Genomic DNA, 17642 nt, shown 5'->3' on the forward strand with positions numbered 1-17642 from the left:
AAATGGATTTTAGAAGAATTGAAATCATCTTTTTGATCGTCTTCTGTTCACTGGATATCTGGTTGCTGTTTTCATTCCGCAATGGACAACAGATCGTATCCAGCAGTAATACGACGACGTCAACTGTAGCTGATATGCGTAAACGTGATATTAGTTTTGGGAAGCTTGATTCCAAAGCAGGTACGGCCTATTATCTGGGTTCTCGTCCAAATAGTACTTTGGCTAATAACATCGGTCATTTACGAGATCAAGAAGTTCAATATGATTCAACTGATCACAAGATCGACAGTTCATTGAATGATCCTATTTCAGTTACTAAGGCTAATCAAACAACGAAGTTAAATAGTTTTTTGAAGAAGGAAACAAACGTAGCTTTTGGTACTAAGTACAAATATGCACCACAGTTATCGACTTCTTCACAGATAGTTTATGCACAGACTGACCAAGTCGGAGAGTTGTATGACAAGTCAGGCCGTGTTACATTTGACGTTGAAAATAAAAAGGTTGTCGGTTATACCCAAACTTACGTAGATGATTTGATGATTTTGCATGAAAAAGAAGCTACTAAGAGCGAGAAAGATGTTATCTCGAACTTGTATACTAATTCGGAGATACCAAATAATTCCAAGATCACATATGCCAATTTGGCGTACGCAAAGCTCACTGAAGCTAAGGGGAGTACGATCTATATACCAGTTTGGTTCGTAACGATTCAGAATAAGGATAGTAAGGTCAATTCTCTGAAGAAGGTCAATGCCTTCACTGGTAACATTATTAAGAATTCAACAACGGCAGCAACAACAGGAGACGAAGATAGTGAGTGATGATTTAAAGGTAAGTGTATTAGTCAGCAGCAGTTCCGGGAACGCGACTTATATTGAGACGCCTAAGCATCATGTGTTAGTTGATGCAGGGATGTCAGGTAAGAAGATCAAGGAATCATTGGACAGTATTGGCAAAGATATCAATGATATTGATTCCCTCTTTGTAACGCACGAACATTCTGATCACGTGAAGGGTGTTGGTGTCCTAGCACGTCGATACAATCTGAATGTTTATGCTAACAAGAAAACTTGGGCAGCAATGGCATCAAAAATCGGCAAAGTACCTGAAGAGAAGAAGAATATTTTTGAACACAACAAGGTTTTGACCTTGGATGATCTCGATATTCAAAGTTTCGCTGTATCTCACGACGCTGCCGATCCACAATTTTACAAGTTCTACCATAATGGTAAGGAATTCGTAATCTTGACTGACACTGGTTATGTTTCAGAAAAGGTCGCTAAGACAATCGAAAACGCTGATGGTTACTTGATGGAGTGCAACCATGATATTGAGATGTTGCGTGATGGAATGTACCCATGGCCATTGAAGCAACGTATCCTCAGTGAGAAAGGTCACTTGTCTAATGATGATGGTGCTAGAACTATCATGGATGTCATTGGCAATAAGACTAAGGAGATCTACTTGGGACACTTGAGTCCTGAGAATAATACGAAGAAACTAGCTCGTGACTCCGTAACTGAAATTCTGGAACAACATGATTTTGGCGTTGGGCATGATTTCCAAATCATGGATACTGACCCCAAAGTTGCGGATCCGCTGATAACTTTATAAATTTAACTGAGATTATTATAATAGAGGCTGTGATAGCCTTTATTTTTTTACCTGTTTTTACAATAATTCTTCATAATTTTTTCAAAATTTAAGGTTATATTAAGTATAGTGATGAATGGGGAAGTGATTACGTAATGGATAATAATAATCAAAATGATTCTAGAATGAATAATGGAAAGAAGCGAGATTCTAAGGTGAAATCAGGAAATTTTTTAGTTAAAATCAGTATTGTTGCTTTTATTTCGGCGATGCTTGGTGTTGGGATTGCTTTTGCCGGATTTAATTATTTTGGAAATGATAATGGTGTTGCTGATACGTCGTCAACCGGTACATCTGGTACCACACAAGTAAGTAACACTAAGGCTAATACTGCTAGTACTATGTCAGGTGCTTACAAGAAGGTCAACGGAGCGGTTGTTTCAGTTATCAACCTGCAGAAGCAAAAGGAACAGTCGTCAGGTGATGGCAATTTGAATTCTATCTTCGGTGATCTGTTCGGAGATAGTGATAGCGGCAATAAGTCATCTGATAATAATTCAGATGGTTCGCAAAATGGTGATGGTAATTCATCAGACAATAATTCGAATGATAATTCTTCATCGTCATCATCAAATTCTGCCGACCTGCAGGAGTATAGTGAAGGTTCAGGCGTGATCTATGCTAAGCAAAATGGCAAAGGTTATATCGTAACTAACAACCACGTGGTTGAAGGCTCAGATTCACTTGAGGTCATCCTTGAAGATGGCACGAAGATGTCAGCTAAGTTAGTTGGTAGTGATTCCACAACTGATTTGGCAGTACTTGAGATTGCTGGTAACAAAGTACCTGCAACTGCCTCATTCGGTAACTCAGACAATGTATCACCTGGTGACCCTGTGATTGCTATTGGTTCACCACTTGGCAGCCAATATGCGACAACAGTTACCCAAGGTATTATTTCAGCTACGAATAGAACTGTGCAGACTCAGGATCAGAACACCGGACAAGTTACTGGTGAAGCAACAGTTATTCAGACTGATGCAGCTATCAACCCTGGTAACTCTGGTGGTCCACTAGTTAACGAAGCTGGTCAAATCGTTGGTATCAATTCAATGAAGCTGGCATCAAATACTGATGGTACTTCTGTTGAAGGGATGGGATTCGCTATTCCAAGTAATGAAGTCGTGAAGATCATCAATCAATTAGTTCAAAATGGTAAAGTCGAGCGTCCATCATTAGGTATCAAGGTTATCGACTTGGATCAAATAACCGATGATTCCCAATCAAGTTTGAAACTTCCAAGTAACATTACCAAGGGTGTCGTGATCTACAGTACGACTGAAGGTTCTGTTGCCAAGAGTGCTGGCTTGAAGAAGAATGACGTTATTGTTAAATTGGGAAACAAAACAGTAAGTTCGGTTGCTGACTTACATAGTGCTTTGTATTCGCATTCAGTTGGTGACACCGTTAGCGTTCAATATTACCGTAACGGTAAGTTACAAACATCTAAGGTTCATTTAACTAAAAAAACTTCTGAATAAAATGACTTGTGGAACTAGTTAATACTAGTTCCACATTTTTTTTTGAACAATATATGGTCAAACTGTATATATACTTCGTGTTTTTATCGCGTGAATAAAATACACTTTTCCACAGATGTGGATAACTTGTGTATAAGTGGATAAACTTTAGTAAAAACACTGTCGAAAAGTTATCCACAATCGAATTTTATCCTGTTGATAACCTCGGATGTATTATATAGAGGTGTGCTCTAATGACTGGTATAATAGGTATCTGTTATGTTCCACACAAGTATACAAACTTTTTTATTGATGTGCATAAGTGGTTTATAAATAAAATTCGTTTTTTGTCATTGTTCATTTTGTTAATAATTATATATGATAGATATGAGGAGAAAACTATGAATATAAAATTAGTTACAGTTGGTAAATTAAAGGAAAAGTATCTAAAGGCTGGCATTGCTGAATATGCCAAGCGTTTGAGTGCCTTTTGCAAGTTTGAAATAATTGAATGTCCGGATGAAAAAGCCCCCGAGAACTTGAGCGAGGCAGAAGATGCACACGTCAAAGAAGTCGAGGGAGAAAGGATCTTATCTAAGATCAAAGATAAGGAATATGTTATTTTACTAGATTTGCGTGGAAAAGAATTGACTTCAGAAGAGCTGGCTAAGAAAGTTGATGATTTATCCACATATGGTACGAGTGATATTACATTTGTTATCGGTGGTTCACTTGGTGTTAGTCCAGCAGTCACTAAGCGTGCCGATTACAGTATTTGCTTTGGCAAGTTTACTTTGCCACATCAATTGATGCGACTGGTCATGACTGAACAGATTTATCGTTCGTTTATGATCATTAATCATCGTACTTATCATAAGTAGGGTTTATAAATCGAGTTTGTAAATACGTGAATTACGGTCGGGAAACTCATAATCAACAGTCAATTCATCACGATTGATTAATTGAAATCCTTGTTTTTCGTAGAAGTAGTGAGATCTTTTTTCACCTTCAGGAGTATCCAAGAAAATTGTTTCTAATTCAGTTTTGTTTTTTACGTAATCAATAAATTGCTCGTATAATTTTTGACCTAATCGTACGGGATCACCGCGGTATTTGGGGTAAGTAAAGAATTTTTTTAATACGCCATTTTTATTATCAAGTTTTAGCAGGCCAATGGAACCAACGGTCAAATCATTATCTTTGGCGATCCAGAAATTTCCACCATTTGCTTGGTAGTGTTCAGGTATCTCAAAGATATCCGCTTGTTCGATCATTTTAATACCTAGATGTGCTTCATCATTTTGACAGAATTCAATTAAGTCCACTAATCCAGCTAGGGTCAGTGGATTATTTTTGTAAGTTTCGATTTGCATGTTTACATCTCCTCAGTGAATAATATAAGCTTAGCAAATGGATATACATAAGTTAAATTGATGTTTTTGATTATATCAATCAATATTTTTGATGGAGATATTAATGGAAATAAGACAACTGGTTACCTTTAGAACGATCGTTGATACAGGAAGTTATACAAAAACAGCGGAATTGCTAGGTTATACGCAATCCGCTGTTTCAGCGCAGGTCAAAGAATTGGAGACGGAACTCTCAGCCAAATTATTCGATTACAGTCATAGAAAATTGATTTTGTTGGATGCGGCCAAGCGATTACTACCGTTGACAGAGCAACTGTTGGATGATTACCAGGCCATTCAAAAAATTTCACAGACAGATACTTTATCAGGAACCTTGAATATTGCAGCACCCGAATCATTGACGATATTCAAGTTACCCCAAATTATTAGTGAGTTTAAAAAATCCTATTCGGATGTTCAACTGCAGATCACTAATGCTAGTTGTAAATTTAATCAGAAAAAATTAATTGATGGTGAAGCGGATATTGCCTTTATGATGTGGCCAAAAATAAATTCGACGTCACTGATCGACTATGATTTAGGCATACAGGATATGGTTTGTGTCGTTAGTGGAAATGACAAAACTGATTATAACGATATTGGTTTTGTGAATGAATTGCCATTTGTTATTAACGAGCCTGATTGCAGTTATCGTAATCAGTTTGAACGAACTTTGTGGAGTAAGTTTCATTTGCGTCCAGATATTATGGAACTCTGGAGTGTCGAAGCTATCAAGAACGTTGTTGCGAGTGGTATAGGTTACTCGTATTTGCCAAAAGTCGTTGTGGAAAAAGAACTGTCTGATGGTAAGTTGCGTGCAATTGAGGTTCCCATCGAAAATGAGATTCATGCGCATATGTTGATTCGAAAGAATTCACGAAAACAACGATTAGTGGAATCATTTGTTGAGGAAGTTCTGAAATAATTATTTAAGGAGTTTTTGTATGTCGTGGTTATTTGTACTTATCCCCGGAATGTTAGCCGGTTTAGTTCAAGGATTAACTGGGTTTGGTCCGGCCATCGTATTGATGGTATTTTTGCCCAGTATTTTTCCAATGGCAAAGGCAGCAGGAGTTGCGGGGATGATACCAGTTGTTTCCGTGGTCATGATGGCGATTCATTATCGACACTATATCAAGTTTAAGCGGATCATCTGGCCGTTTATTTTGTATGCCGTTGTAGCATCGTTGTCGATTCACTTAGGCGGATTACTGAATGTTCATATTTCACGTGCGATGTTGGGCGGATTGCTGATAATCTTATCGCTATATTTTTTGTTTTCAAAAACTGGTGGTCAAAAAGAATTTCCTTTGTATGTGGCTGTTATTTTTGTTTTGATTTCAGGATTTTTTAGCGGTTTGTTTGGAATCGGTGGACCGTTGATGGCACTTTATTTCTTGTCTTTGTCATCGACAAAGGAAGAGTATATGGCAACAGTTCAGATGTTCTTTGTTTTGGATATGACATACACTTCAACGTTTAGAGTTATCAATGGAATTATTACTGCAAATGAAGCCCCAATTGTTTTGATCGGAGTTGTTGGTGCTGCATTAGGCACATTCATCGCCAGTCGGATTTTAACTCATATGAATTTGGCATTAGTTAGTAAATGTATTTATACGTTTATTGGTTTTAGTGGAATTTATTACTTAACTACATCATTATTGGTGTTAATTTAAATCAAGCTTCATAATTAGTGGGTAGATTATTCAAAAATGCAGTACGAGCTTCGTCGGTTGTAATATTAACTTTCCCGAAGTGAATCCACTTGTTTTTTTGAGGATTTATGCCCATGTCAGCGAGGGTGCGATTAATGAAGACGCCTTGTATCGGATCGCCAGATTCTGTTTCTAAATACTCTTGAGTCACTGTGGAAGTTGTTATCACAGTGGCTTTTTTAATGTATGTTAGTAAACCAGTCCAACCATTATCTTCATTGTAGGCGAAGTTAACTAGCATGGTTTTGTCCAAGAAGCCCTTAAGCATGGCTGGTAAGTTGTGCCACCAGATTGGGAAGATAAAGACTAATTCATCAGATTCTGAGATCATTTTTTGATATTTAGATACGAGCGGATCGGTTACTTCACCACTACTGTATTTTTGGAGTTCGATTGGTGATAAAACAGGATTGAAGTTGTCCTTGTACAAATCAATTATTTGATAGGATTCTTTATTTTTATCGAAATGATTAGTCATTGTTTTGAGAATTTCGTGGTTGAAACTGTTGTTATACGGGTGAGTGTAGATGATTGTTTTCAAAATGTATTCTCCCTCTTTATACTTTAAATGAAGTATATGTTATGTCTACAAATCAAACAAGAACAAGACCTTTTATAATAATTTGTAAAAAAATTCACAAATAGGGTTGACCTTACTGTAAGGACATAGCTTATAACTTATATTGGGAGTAACTATGCAAATTTGAAGTGGGGGAACTCGAATGTTTTTTCAAAAATTATTTACATCATATAAGATCAATCAATGTGAAATTAAGAATCGATTCGTTGTTCCAGCAATGGTAACTAATCTCTGTGATGAGGATGGCAACATTACTGAGGCATTCATCAAATATCATGAAGCTAAGGCTCGTGGTGGATTTGGCCTGATCATTACGGAAGACTATGGAGTCAATCCTAATGGAGTGGGATATCAGAATTGTGCTCGATTGTACGATGAGTCGCAAGTTGCCGCCAATCAGAGACTGACGGATACGGTCCATATGTATGGAGCCAAGATGTTCGCACAAGTCTTCCATCCTGGACGTCAGACTAGTTCAGCGGTCAATGGCGGGGTTCAACCAGTAGCAGCGGCCCGAATTCCCGATGCTTTCAATCGTGAAGTGCCGCATGAATTGACGATTCCAGAGATTCACCAGTTAGTAGCGGAGTTCGCTAATACAGCTCGCTTGATGAAAAAATCTGGTTTTGATGGTATTGAATTACACTTAGCACACGGTTATTTGTTAGCCGGATTTTTGAGTACACGTCAGAATCGTCGGACAGATGAATACGGTGGCTGTTTTGAAAATCGTATCCGTATTGTTGAAGAAATCTATCATGCAATGCGTGCCGAAGTAGGTCCTGATTTCCCATTAACTGCCAGAGTCTCATTGACTGAAGATACGGTCGATGGCCGTCAGATGCAGGAAACCATGATGATCGTTAAGCATTTAGAAAAACTCGGATTCGATGGATTGAACTTGAGCAATGGCGAATACACATCTTATGCGCCCGAACTGATTTCATCGACTTTTACAGCCAAAGGTTACAATGTTGAGAATGCTAAGCGGGTGCATGAATTTGTTAATATTCCAACTATTGTCGCTAACGGAATTAATGATCCGGCAATGGCAGAAACCGTTTTGGAGCAGGCCGCCTGTGATTTTGTCGGCATGGCTCGTGCGTCATTAGCTGATCCAGATATGCCGAGAAAAGCTGCCCGTGGTCAATTGAGTAGTATCAATTATTGTATTCGTTGCTTACAGGGATGCGAAGGCAGTTTGTTAGAAGGTAAGCATGTTCGCTGCCTGGTCAATCCAGAATTAGGGCATGAGACAGAATATACTTTTGAACAAAATCCTGAGTCGAAGAATGTTCTGGTCATCGGTGGTGGTCCTGCCGGGATGGAAGCTGCGATTGCGGCCACTAGACAGGGACACGAAGTTACTCTTTGGGAACAGAGAAATGAGTTAGGTGGAGAATTTGTTTCGGCTATTTATCCACCAGCCAAGGGTGAGTACGCCAACTTTTTGGTCTTCTTGAATCATCAGATGAAGGCCTTGAATATTAATGTGGTCTTGAATCAGACAGCCACAGTTGAAAACGTCAAAGAATTCAATGCTGACAAAATCATTGTCGCCACTGGTGGTAATCCGAATAAACCTAATTTATCTGGTATTGATGCAGGTAATATTCATTTTGCCAACGATGTCTTACTAGGTAGAGAACCGATCGAAGGCGAAATCGTAGTTGTTGGCGGCGGTGAAGTCGGAACCGAAACGGCCATGTACTTGGCGGATGCTGAACGTGGTCACGTCACGATCATTGAAATGACGGGTGATATCGATGCCGGTCTGTTGCGGACGGTTCCAACTAAACGATTATTCCGTGATCATGAAGTGACAATTATTACGCATGCAAAAGTAAAACAGTTCAATAATAATGCAGTAGTTATTGATTATAATGGACAGGACGAACGAATTGCCGCGGATGAAATTGTTTTGGCAATGGGCTATCACGCTGACAATGAATTATTGAAATCATTACAATCACAACTAGATAATGTCGCTTGTGCTGGGGATGTGATTGAGCCAACGAATGCGCTAGAAGCATCAACGTCCGGATTCAAAGCGGGTTATTATGCATAATTATCAATAAGCAATTTTGACACTGAAGTCAGAATTGTTTTTTTTATTCTCAAAAATAGTTGTTGACTTTAAAACAACAGGTAGCTACAATAATGCTTGTTAATAATAAAACAACAACTAATATAAAATTTAAAATCGAGGTAATCAAATATGAAATATGCAATCTCAGCCGCAACTGGACACTTTGGACAAATCGCTATTCGTGAACTATTAAAGGAAGTCAGTGCCAGTGACGTTATCGCCATTGTCCGCAACCCTGACAAAGCCAAGAAGGTTTTACCAGCAGGGATCGAGATCCGTCAAGCCGACTATACTGACAAGGACGCATTAGTTAAGGCTTTGAAGGGCATTAACAAATTGTTATTCATTTCATCAGTTCCTGGTGGAAAGGTTTCTCGTGAAATACAACATCAGAATGTTGTTGAAGCTGCTAAGGAAGATGGAGTTGAATACTTAGCTTATACAAGTTTTGCCGATGCTGATCATGCTCAATCAGCCTTGTCATCTGACCACAAATTCACTGAAAAAATCATCAAGGAAAGTGGCCTGAAGTATTCATTCTTGCGTAATGCTTGGTACTTAGAGAATGAGATGAGTTACTTGAAGGCTGGAGCTGCTGGACAAGATGCCGTTTATGCTGCCGGTGATGGCAAGATTGGTTTTGCCTTGGAACGTGAATATGCTGTGGCAGCTGCTAAGGTTATGATATTGGATTCTGCCAAAAATGTTTATGAGTTTGGCGGCAAACCAGTGACATATGCTGAATTGGGACAAGCGGTCAAAAAAGTAACTGGTCAGAAGTTCGAATTTAAGAATGTCTCTGATGATGAATATCGTCAAAGCTTGATCGATGCGGGATTTGATGAAATGACTGCTGGAATCTTTGTTGGTATGCAAGATATGATGCGTGCCGGTGAATTGGATGTTCCTTCAAGCGACTTGTCAGATGTCTTGGGTCATGAAGTAACTCCATTGACAGACGCTATCAAAGAAGTTTTAAATAGATAATAATATCTAAAAGGAGGCACCATCAGTGAAATATTCGTACAAGTTGAGTGATGCAATTCATATTTTGGCTTATGTTGATATCATGCCTGACGGCAAATCCGCTTCTAGTAATGATATTGCCTTGAGTATTGAGGCGAATGCCAGTGTAGTGCGTCAATTGATGGCAAATCTAAAAAAAGCTGGTTTGCTGGAGAGCCAAGTTGGAGCTGCTAAGCCAAAACTAGCTCGACCTGCCAGTGAAATATCCTTGTTGGATGTTTTTAGAGCGGTTGAGATCAATCAGGAATTATTGCACGTTGACCCGAGAACCAATATTGATTGTCCAATCGGTGCCAATATTCAGCAGACTTTAAATGCTGCTTATGAAAGAGTACAAAATGCGGCTGAAGCAGAAATGTCGAAGCTGACGATTCAAAATATTGTCGATAATATCAATGAACGAGTAAATAAAAATGCGAGCTGAAATTAATCAGCTCGCATTTTTTTGTGACTTGTTTACTGCTTTTTGTTTTCATTTTTTTCTATAGTTTTCAAGTATCTATAAATACTTGGTTCTGAAACTTGTAGTAAATCAGAAACATATGAAATGGCACCCTTTATTTGGAAAATTCCATTTGATTTCAATTTTGAAACAATTTCAATTTTTTTGTCAGGTGTCAATGAGACATCAGAGTTTAATATTTCAGGATTTATTGTCGAATACACTACATCAGCAATATTTTGGTGTAAATATTCCTGAGAAACTTTATTTTTATCCATGGGTTCAATATCTCTGGAAGAGTTATTTTTATTAATTAGGTTTGCTACATTAGTTAAGTTTGCCAGTGAGAGAATATTTTTAGCTGCCTTTATATATTCTTGAGGATTGAAATTAATACATAGTAATCCCAGTAAGCTATTATTTTTATTTTTAATAAAGAAAGTTGAACCTTGAACTTCAGTGGATTCATCCGTAGTTGCTTTGTAATTTGTCACAAAATCCTTTTTCAAATACTCTTTATTATTTACCAGATTTAAAGCAAATCCTGTAATTGGCGAATTTATGGTTCTGCCACTTATATATGAGTTTTCGATATCAGCAATGTAGTATGAACTATCCTTGCTATCTCGCCAGTGCAATACTATCTCATAATTATCACCAAGTACGGCACTAATAAATTTTGTTAGTTTTATATATTCATTAAGATCATATGCCATCAGTGGTTTCTCCCTTATTGTTTTGAATATTATAGCACAAATGATAATTTTTTCTCTAAATAATAATTTATCATGATAATAATTTATTATTGACTTATAGTTTTTTATCACTTATATTGTAGTTGTAAATAAAAGGGGGAAGCAAAAATGAACAAAATACCTAAATCAATTGGTCCATATTCAGCATACAGGATTAAGGATAACTTATTAATAACTTCGGGTCAGTTACCTATTAATCCTGAAACTAATAGTATTGATGGAATTACTTTTGAGGATCAAGTCAAGCAATCCTTTGATAATATAGAGAACATTTTGGAATCAGAGAATATGACATTTGAAGATATTTTGAAAGTAAAAGTATTTCTGACAGATCTGGATAACTTTGCAGCTGTGAATAAAGTTATGAAGGAATTATTTAATGAGCCTTATCCTGCTCGTACTGCATTTGAAGTATGTAAGTTACCGGCAGATGGACAAATAGAAGTAGAAGTCATTGCATATAAGTAAGCGCTAACACAAAAATAATTATCAAGTTACTAATTCAAATAATAAGGTGGAAAATAAAATGGGGAAGTCTAAAAAATTAGTTGGGATTTTGATGGCTGCCTTCGGTGCATTTTTATTTGGTATTGGAGGAGTTGTAGCAGGAGATTTACTTGGAAGAAAAATTATCAGCGCATCGTCGCTTGTAAGTTTCAGATTAACGTTTGGTGGATTGATTTTATTAATTATATTTTTTATTAAAGATAGACAGCAATTATTCGATGTATTCAAGAATAAAAGAAACATTCTTACGTTGATAGCATTTGGCGTTTTTGGATTATTGTTTGCTCAATCGATGTATACATTATCTGTTTCACTAGGTAATCCGGCTGTGGCAACGGTTTTACAATCATTGAGCCCATCAGTGATGATCTTAATGACGGTAATGTTCGAAAAATCAAAGCCTAGTAAATATTTAATCGGTGCAATCTTATTATCAATATTTGGAACATTCTTATTAGTAACCAATGGAAACATGAATGAATTAAGTGTATCTACAATGGCAGTTGTCTGTGGATTATTATCTGCAGTTGGTGTCGCTAACTTCACATTTATTCCTAGAAAATTGGTTAAAGAGAACCAAACAATCATTATTGTTGGATTAGGATTGTTTATCGGTGGAGTTATTGGTAACTTTATTTCTCCATTTTGGCAAGTATCAAGTGCAGCGACCGCATGGGATTGGGCAGAAATTGCATTTATTGCAATATTCAGTACAGCTATAGCTTATGCAATTTATCTAGGAAGTTTGAATTACATTGAACCAATTCTCACTAGTTTATTGGACATTCTTGAACCACTTACTGCATCAGTTGCATCAGTTGTATTTTTAGGAACAACATTATATTCAGTTCAACTAGTGGGTATTGCAGTTGTAATACTTAGTGTTGTGGCCATTAATGTGATGGATTACTACAAATGTAAGGCTGAAGATAAAGAAGCCTGTAAGAATAAATTGAAAGAAACCTTTGATGGTGAAGTTGAAAACGCACGTGTATAAAAGAATATTATGAAGAGGTACAAAAGATGATTGAAAAAAATGATATACGTCAAATGTTCATAAAGTCATTAAAAGAAGGAGTAGTTCCAGCAACTGGATGTACAGAACCTATAGCAGTAGCCTATGCTGCTGCAAATTGCATGTCATATTTAAATGATCAAAATCTGATCACAGATATGCATATTAAAGTTTCTAGTAATATTATGAAAAACGCTATGGCAGTAATAGTTCCAGGAACTGGAAGACCGGGGTTGATTACGGCTGCTTCAGCTGGAATTGTTGCCGGTGACCCCAATGCAGGACTTAGTGTTATATCAGAACTATCTAATGATGATCTTCCCGCAATTTTCGCTTTAGCAGATTCTGGGAAAATAAGTGTTGATGTGGCTAACGTTGATGATGATTTATATGTTGAAGCAATTGTTTCTGACGATGCTAATACAGTCAGAGTCTGTATAGCTGGTGATCATACGAATATTTTCTTGATTCAAAAAAATGATGACATTATTTTTTCTAAAGATAGACCTACTGCACATGCTATTTCAGAAACAAAACAATTTTTGCAAACAGTAGAACTGCAAGATATTTGGGAGTTTGCTAAAAATGAACCTTTAGAAGAAATTGAATTTATGAAAGAGGCTTCAGTATTGAATTTGGCCTTATCAGAAGATGGATTCAAAAATGATTACGGGATTAAGTTGGGACAGTCTCTTAGAAAATCTCGTTTTAATTCATCGGTCGATGATCTATGTAATGATATAGTTTCTACTGCGTCTGCAGCATCAGATGCTAGAATGGGTGGTTCACAATTGGCAGCAATGTCCAATTCAGGTTCAGGTAATCAGGGTATTACAGCAACAATTCCTGTAAGTATTGTGTCAGAATATGTTGGTGCAAATGAAGAGGATTTGATCAGAGCTTTAACTTTGTCTCATTTGACAGCACTTTATATCCATTCCTTCTTACCAGTTCTATCAGCATTTTGTGCTACAGATTCAGCAGCCATGGGTGCTGCAACAGGATGTGTATATTTACTTACTGGTGATTTTAATGAAGCATGTTCTGCTATCAAGAATATTGTGGGTGATGCCGCCGGAATGGTTTGTGATGGTGCAGGTTGTTCTTGCGCAATGAAGGTTGCATCGTCGACGTCTTCAATGTATAGAGCTGTTAATCTAGCAATTCAAGATATAGAGATTCCATCTAGTAATGGTCTTATCCATGATAATATCGATGATACAATTAAAGGGTTAGGAACTATTGTTAGTGAAGGGTTTAAAGGAACTGATCCTGTTATATTAAATGTTATGGTTAATAAATAACTAAGATTTTATAATTTTATATGTAAATAAAAATGCGAGCTGAAATTAATCAGCTCGCATTTTTTTGTGACTATATTTGTTTCCACAATGGGAATTTTAACACCATTCTTTAGGAAATACTTAAGGCCAAATTGCTATGCATAAAAGTCGCAAGAAAATCTTTGAATAGTTTAATCGTAGGATTCAAATTAGTTGGGGTGGTCACACAAACGCAAGAATCCGTGTAAAAAGATGAAATTGAAATAGAGTGATAGTACGGACTATTTTTCCACGACGGATCATCAGGGTCTGACAAGGTTAGGCCGTTATAGGCTAATACTTTAAAATAGGCAATTTCAGAATTGGAAACTTGAAATTGCTTAACATTATCCAAGGAACAATGATCTTTAAAAATTTCGTTGATTTGATGACCATTTGGTGAAGTGAGATAAAAGGTCTCACCTTCTAAATCAGTGTAATCAAGGGAATCTTTAGTGGCCAGTCGATGCTTATTAGACATTACGATTTGCGTGTCTATTTTTTTGAGTTCTTGAACATTGAATCCTGCATCCATCCAGTGCTTAAAGGCACGACCGATACAGATATCGATACTTTCATTTTTTAATCCGTTCATCATTTCGATAGACATGAGTTTGGAGAATCGAATATGAATATTTGGATAAACTTTACGAAAATAATCAATAACAGGAAATAACAAATATTCAGAATAGTATCCCGACTGAAAAGCAATGGAGAGACAATTGTTATTTTCTTCCGCAGCATTTTGAGCGATATCAACTGTGTTATTGATTTTAGACAGTGCTTCTTTCATCCCATCATAAAAAATTTTACCGGCTTTGGTCAGCTCAAGTGGTTTACTGTCTCGATCAAACAGAGAATAACCTAATTCTTTTTCCAAAACGGAGAGTTGTCGGCTGACTGTAGGTTGAGAGGTATAGTGGAGTTCAGCTGCTTTGGTAATATTTCCCATTTCTGCGATAGAAAAGAAGTATTCAATTTGTTTTAAATCCATATAAAGTACCCCATAAAGACATGATTTTTGATGTCATTTAATAAAAGAAAGTACAATAAAGCATTTTTTGAAAGCGCTTCTAAATATTTATATCACAATCACTTAATTAGTATTAGTTTATTCCTAATATGTTACGAAAGCAATAATAGATACGGAAGAGAGCTATTTATTATTCGTATAGCACTATGCAAAAATGCTATTTTACATGAGATTGTGAACGATGCTACAATTTGAGCGAAGAAGAAAAGGAGCCATGAAAAAGGAGAATGTGCTATGTCAGAAGAATATATGAATCGAATAAATGCATTAAGAGATAAATACCTGTCTCATCGTGTAGAGATGGACATTTTGGATTCTTATTATGTCACTGAAGCTTTTAAAGCGACAGAAGGGCAACCGTGGCAAATTCAAAAAGCAACGGCAATGAAAAATGTTTATGAAAAGAAACCGATCTATATCCAAGATCATGAGCTTCTTGTCGGAGGAGTGGCTTTTAAACCACGTGCTGGTATCTTAAATCCGGATTCTGCCTGTTCAGTTATTGAAAAAGAATTGGATACGATCAGTACACGTAAGTATGATCCTTTTTATCTATCTGAAGAAAATAAGAAACTTTTCATGGACAAAGTTGCTCCATATTGGCGAGGTAAATGTGTGTTAGATCGTTGGGATGCCATGATGCCAGACGATGTCAGAACCATGCGTGATGGTGGTATGTTGTACGTTGACAAGAAATTTGTTCGTGGTTACGGTGAAAACACACCTGGCTGGAGAACACTTTTGAAAAAGGGAATTGGCGGTATCAAAAAAGAAGCTGAACAAAAATTAGCCAGCTTAGATGATGCTGATGGGGAAGATGTTCTTAAGAAAATGACTTTCTATAAATCACTTATCATTACAGCAGAAGGTATCATTGCTCTAGCTAATCGTCATGCTGATTTGGCCGAGAAATTAGCCAAAGAGACAGCTAATGAAACTCGAAAAGCTGAACTGCTAAAAATTGCGGAAGTAAACCGTCGTGTACCAGAAAATCCACCGCGCAATTATTACGAAGCGCTACAAAGTATGTTAACTTACGAGTTCTGTCTGTTTATGGAACAGAATGCTTCTTCATATAATTTGGGACGTATGGATCAATACCTTATCGAATATTACAACAAGGATATTGAAGAAGGACGCATGACTAAGGAACAAGCACAAGAATTACTTGATTGTTTCTGGATAAAAATTGCAGAAATGGGACTGTTCCAGGATGGAGAAAGTGCCGCCTTCTCAGCTGGTTATAATATGACCGTTCAAGTCACAGCAGGTGGTATCGACAAAGATAGTAGAGATGCTGTTAACGATTTGTCCTACATGACAATACAAGCAACTATGGATACGGCGCTGAAGGAACCTAATATGACGGTTCGTTATAATATGGCCAAAAATCCAGATTCATTCTTAAGAAAAGCAGCAGAGTGTATTCGGATGGGTCGTACGATGCCAGCAGTTTATCACGATGATGCGGGTATCAAGATGCTATTGAATAAAGGTGTTCCGTTGTCACAAGCTTGGGATTGGACACCATGTGGTTGTGTGGAAACAAATCTTGAAGGCCGTTTGAAATCCTATACAGATATTGGTGAGATCAGTATGGGTGGAGTTATTGATATGGTCATGAATAACGGAAGAAGCCGTAAAACAGGCAAACAAATCTCTATTCAAACTGGTGATCCTAAGACATTCAAGACCTTTGATGAATTTGTAACTGCCGTCAAAAAACAAATTGATTACTTCGTTCATACCATGGCTACGATGAATTCTTATCTAGATTACTTAAGTGAGGAGTATCGCCCTGTAGCCGCATTATCATTGACGTATCCAAATTGCATGGTTACCGGTAAAGATTACGCAAACGGTGGTGCAACATTTAATGTTGGTAATGGTATCAATATTATTGGACAAGCCGATATTATCAATTCTGTTGCGGCTGTTAAATCATTAATCTTTGATGAAAAAAAGTTAACTATGGAAGAGCTATGTGAAGCACTAGATCATGATTTCAAAGGCTATGATGAGGTACATGATCTCTGTATGTCAGCTCCTAAATATGGTAATGATGATCCTTATGTGGATAAATTTGCCAGCAAGATATACACCTACTTAGTCGATCAAATTGAAGCATATGATTCTCCATTTGGTCATTTAACAGCGGGCATGTTACCAGTATCTGGTAATGTCCCAATTGGTAAGAGCGTTGGAGCTTTACCATCAGGCCGTGAAGCATGGTTGCCACTCGCAGATGGAATTGGAGCTACTGGTGGAACTGATGTTAAGGGTGCTACTGCCTTATTGAAATCTGTCAGCAATTTACCACACTCACGCTTTACTCAAGGTACACAAATGAACTTGAAGTTAGATCCAAAGATGCTGGAAGGCGATAAAGGATTGAATAACATGATGGTAATGCTGAAGACGCAATGTACTTTGGGTGTTTATCATACCCAATATAATATTGTTAATCGTGCTATCTTGGAGGATGCTCAAGTTCATCCAAAAGACCATCGTGACTTGTTAGTCAGAGTTGCTGGTTACACTGCCTTCTTCGTGGAACTAGGAAAAGATATTCAAGATGACATTATCCAACGGACTGAAATTGATCAATTCGGTTAATGGAATATAAG

The 17642-nt window shown here is 37.1% G+C and carries 17 protein-coding genes; 13 read left to right on the forward strand and 4 right to left on the reverse strand.

Annotated features, from left to right (window positions below):
- Window positions 1-2 precede the first annotated feature (2 nt).
- The 4 genes from JCM14932_RS03170 (at window position 3) to rlmH (ending at window position 3997) form a co-directional block, all read left to right on the forward strand.
- Window positions 3-824 (forward strand): two-component system regulatory protein YycI, encoded by an 822-nt coding sequence (locus JCM14932_RS03170; RefSeq protein WP_025023590.1) that lies wholly within the window; start codon window positions 3-5, stop codon window positions 822-824.
- Window positions 754-1617 carry an MBL fold metallo-hydrolase gene (locus JCM14932_RS03175; RefSeq protein WP_081776091.1) on the forward strand — a complete coding sequence of 288 codons (864 nt, stop codon included), beginning with the start codon at window positions 754-756 and terminating at the stop codon, window positions 1615-1617. Before JCM14932_RS03170 ends, JCM14932_RS03175 begins: the two co-directional genes overlap by 71 nt.
- A gap of 134 nt (window positions 1618-1751) precedes the next feature.
- Entirely contained in the window at window positions 1752-3137 is a 1386-nt protein-coding gene (locus tag JCM14932_RS03180) for a S1C family serine protease (RefSeq protein WP_025023592.1), read from the forward strand.
- A gap of 380 nt (window positions 3138-3517) precedes the next feature.
- Window positions 3518-3997 carry a 23S rRNA (pseudouridine(1915)-N(3))-methyltransferase RlmH gene (rlmH, locus tag JCM14932_RS03185; protein WP_025023593.1) on the forward strand — a complete coding sequence of 160 codons (480 nt, stop codon included), beginning with the start codon at window positions 3518-3520 and terminating at the stop codon, window positions 3995-3997.
- A 3-nt stretch (window positions 3998-4000) separates the two neighbouring features.
- On the opposite strand, the gene JCM14932_RS03190 is transcribed toward rlmH, so the two are convergent.
- Window positions 4001-4489, reverse strand: coding sequence for a GNAT family N-acetyltransferase (locus JCM14932_RS03190; RefSeq protein ID WP_025023594.1), 489 nt, complete (start codon window positions 4487-4489; stop codon window positions 4001-4003).
- Between the two features lie 103 nt (window positions 4490-4592).
- Between JCM14932_RS03190 and JCM14932_RS03195 the strand changes: the two genes are divergently transcribed.
- Window positions 4593-5453 (forward strand): LysR family transcriptional regulator, encoded by an 861-nt coding sequence (locus JCM14932_RS03195; protein WP_025023595.1) that lies wholly within the window; start codon window positions 4593-4595, stop codon window positions 5451-5453.
- A 19-nt stretch (window positions 5454-5472) separates the two neighbouring features.
- The gene (locus JCM14932_RS03200) at window positions 5473-6207 is read left to right on the forward strand and encodes a sulfite exporter TauE/SafE family protein (protein ID WP_025023596.1); all 735 of its coding nucleotides are present in this window, start codon (window positions 5473-5475) and stop codon (window positions 6205-6207) included.
- 1 nt (window position 6208) lies between these two features.
- Here the strand turns inward: JCM14932_RS03200 and JCM14932_RS03205 are convergent, their stop codons facing one another.
- The gene (locus JCM14932_RS03205; protein WP_025023597.1) at window positions 6209-6787 is read right to left on the reverse strand and encodes an NAD(P)H-dependent oxidoreductase; all 579 of its coding nucleotides are present in this window, start codon (window positions 6785-6787) and stop codon (window positions 6209-6211) included.
- 181 nt (window positions 6788-6968) lie between these two features.
- Here JCM14932_RS03205 and JCM14932_RS03210 point away from each other — a divergent pair, with 181 nt between their 5' ends.
- The 3 genes from JCM14932_RS03210 to JCM14932_RS03220 all read left to right on the forward strand — a co-directional run bounded on the left by JCM14932_RS03210 (window position 6969) and on the right by JCM14932_RS03220 (window position 10365).
- Window positions 6969-8894: an oxidoreductase gene (locus JCM14932_RS03210; protein WP_025023598.1), complete on the forward strand. Its 1926-nt coding sequence runs from the start codon at window positions 6969-6971 to the stop codon at window positions 8892-8894.
- A gap of 150 nt (window positions 8895-9044) precedes the next feature.
- Window positions 9045-9902 carry an SDR family oxidoreductase gene (locus JCM14932_RS03215; protein ID WP_025023599.1) on the forward strand — a complete coding sequence of 286 codons (858 nt, stop codon included), beginning with the start codon at window positions 9045-9047 and terminating at the stop codon, window positions 9900-9902.
- A 25-nt stretch (window positions 9903-9927) separates the two neighbouring features.
- Window positions 9928-10365, forward strand: coding sequence for an Rrf2 family transcriptional regulator (locus tag JCM14932_RS03220; RefSeq protein WP_025023600.1), 438 nt, complete (start codon window positions 9928-9930; stop codon window positions 10363-10365).
- A gap of 32 nt (window positions 10366-10397) precedes the next feature.
- On the opposite strand, the gene JCM14932_RS03225 is transcribed toward JCM14932_RS03220, so the two are convergent.
- Window positions 10398-11099, reverse strand: a complete 702-nt coding sequence (locus tag JCM14932_RS03225) for a helix-turn-helix transcriptional regulator (protein WP_025023601.1) — start codon at window positions 11097-11099, stop codon at window positions 10398-10400.
- A 147-nt stretch (window positions 11100-11246) separates the two neighbouring features.
- Between JCM14932_RS03225 and JCM14932_RS03230 the strand changes: the two genes are divergently transcribed.
- The 3 genes from JCM14932_RS03230 to JCM14932_RS03240 are packed head-to-tail and all read left to right on the forward strand — an operon-like array spanning window position 11247 to window position 13964.
- Complete coding sequence (locus JCM14932_RS03230) at window positions 11247-11606, forward strand: RidA family protein (RefSeq protein WP_025023602.1); 360 nt, start codon at window positions 11247-11249, stop codon at window positions 11604-11606.
- Window positions 11607-11664: 58 nt separating this feature from the next.
- The gene (locus JCM14932_RS03235) at window positions 11665-12642 is read left to right on the forward strand and encodes a DMT family transporter (protein ID WP_025023603.1); all 978 of its coding nucleotides are present in this window, start codon (window positions 11665-11667) and stop codon (window positions 12640-12642) included.
- A 26-nt stretch (window positions 12643-12668) separates the two neighbouring features.
- Complete coding sequence (locus JCM14932_RS03240; protein WP_025023604.1) at window positions 12669-13964, forward strand: L-cysteine desulfidase family protein; 1296 nt, start codon at window positions 12669-12671, stop codon at window positions 13962-13964.
- A 109-nt stretch (window positions 13965-14073) separates the two neighbouring features.
- On the opposite strand, the gene JCM14932_RS15855 is transcribed toward JCM14932_RS03240, so the two are convergent.
- Complete coding sequence (locus JCM14932_RS15855) at window positions 14074-14976, reverse strand: LysR family transcriptional regulator (RefSeq protein WP_025023605.1); 903 nt, start codon at window positions 14974-14976, stop codon at window positions 14074-14076.
- Window positions 14977-15249: 273 nt separating this feature from the next.
- Between JCM14932_RS15855 and JCM14932_RS03250 the strand changes: the two genes are divergently transcribed.
- A complete protein-coding gene (locus JCM14932_RS03250; protein ID WP_025023606.1) occupies window positions 15250-17631 on the forward strand; it encodes a glycyl radical protein in 2382 nt (793 codons plus the stop codon).
- Window positions 17632-17642 lie beyond the last annotated feature (11 nt).

It is taken from the genome of Companilactobacillus nodensis DSM 19682 = JCM 14932 = NBRC 107160, assembly GCF_000615905.1.
Taxonomy (GTDB): domain Bacteria; phylum Bacillota; class Bacilli; order Lactobacillales; family Lactobacillaceae; genus Companilactobacillus; species Companilactobacillus nodensis.

Coding starts and splice junctions, on each gene's coding strand:
- JCM14932_RS03170 (WP_025023590.1), top strand. CDS start 3: ATGGATTTTAGAAGAATTGAAATCATCTTTTTGATCGTCTTCTGTTCA.
- JCM14932_RS03175 (WP_081776091.1), top strand. CDS start 754: ATGCCTTCACTGGTAACATTATTAAGAATTCAACAACGGCAGCAACAA.
- JCM14932_RS03180 (WP_025023592.1), top strand. CDS start 1,752: ATGGATAATAATAATCAAAATGATTCTAGAATGAATAATGGAAAGAAG.
- rlmH (WP_025023593.1), top strand. CDS start 3,518: ATGAATATAAAATTAGTTACAGTTGGTAAATTAAAGGAAAAGTATCTA.
- JCM14932_RS03190 (WP_025023594.1), bottom strand. CDS start 4,489: ATGCAAATCGAAACTTACAAAAATAATCCACTGACCCTAGCTGGATTA.
- JCM14932_RS03195 (WP_025023595.1), top strand. CDS start 4,593: ATGGAAATAAGACAACTGGTTACCTTTAGAACGATCGTTGATACAGGA.
- JCM14932_RS03200 (WP_025023596.1), top strand. CDS start 5,473: ATGTCGTGGTTATTTGTACTTATCCCCGGAATGTTAGCCGGTTTAGTT.
- JCM14932_RS03210 (WP_025023598.1), top strand. CDS start 6,969: ATGTTTTTTCAAAAATTATTTACATCATATAAGATCAATCAATGTGAA.
- JCM14932_RS03215 (WP_025023599.1), top strand. CDS start 9,045: ATGAAATATGCAATCTCAGCCGCAACTGGACACTTTGGACAAATCGCT.
- JCM14932_RS03225 (WP_025023601.1), bottom strand. CDS start 11,099: ATGGCATATGATCTTAATGAATATATAAAACTAACAAAATTTATTAGT.
- JCM14932_RS03230 (WP_025023602.1), top strand. CDS start 11,247: ATGAACAAAATACCTAAATCAATTGGTCCATATTCAGCATACAGGATT.
- JCM14932_RS03235 (WP_025023603.1), top strand. CDS start 11,665: ATGGGGAAGTCTAAAAAATTAGTTGGGATTTTGATGGCTGCCTTCGGT.
- JCM14932_RS03240 (WP_025023604.1), top strand. CDS start 12,669: ATGATTGAAAAAAATGATATACGTCAAATGTTCATAAAGTCATTAAAA.
- JCM14932_RS15855 (WP_025023605.1), bottom strand. CDS start 14,976: ATGGATTTAAAACAAATTGAATACTTCTTTTCTATCGCAGAAATGGGA.
- JCM14932_RS03250 (WP_025023606.1), top strand. CDS start 15,250: ATGTCAGAAGAATATATGAATCGAATAAATGCATTAAGAGATAAATAC.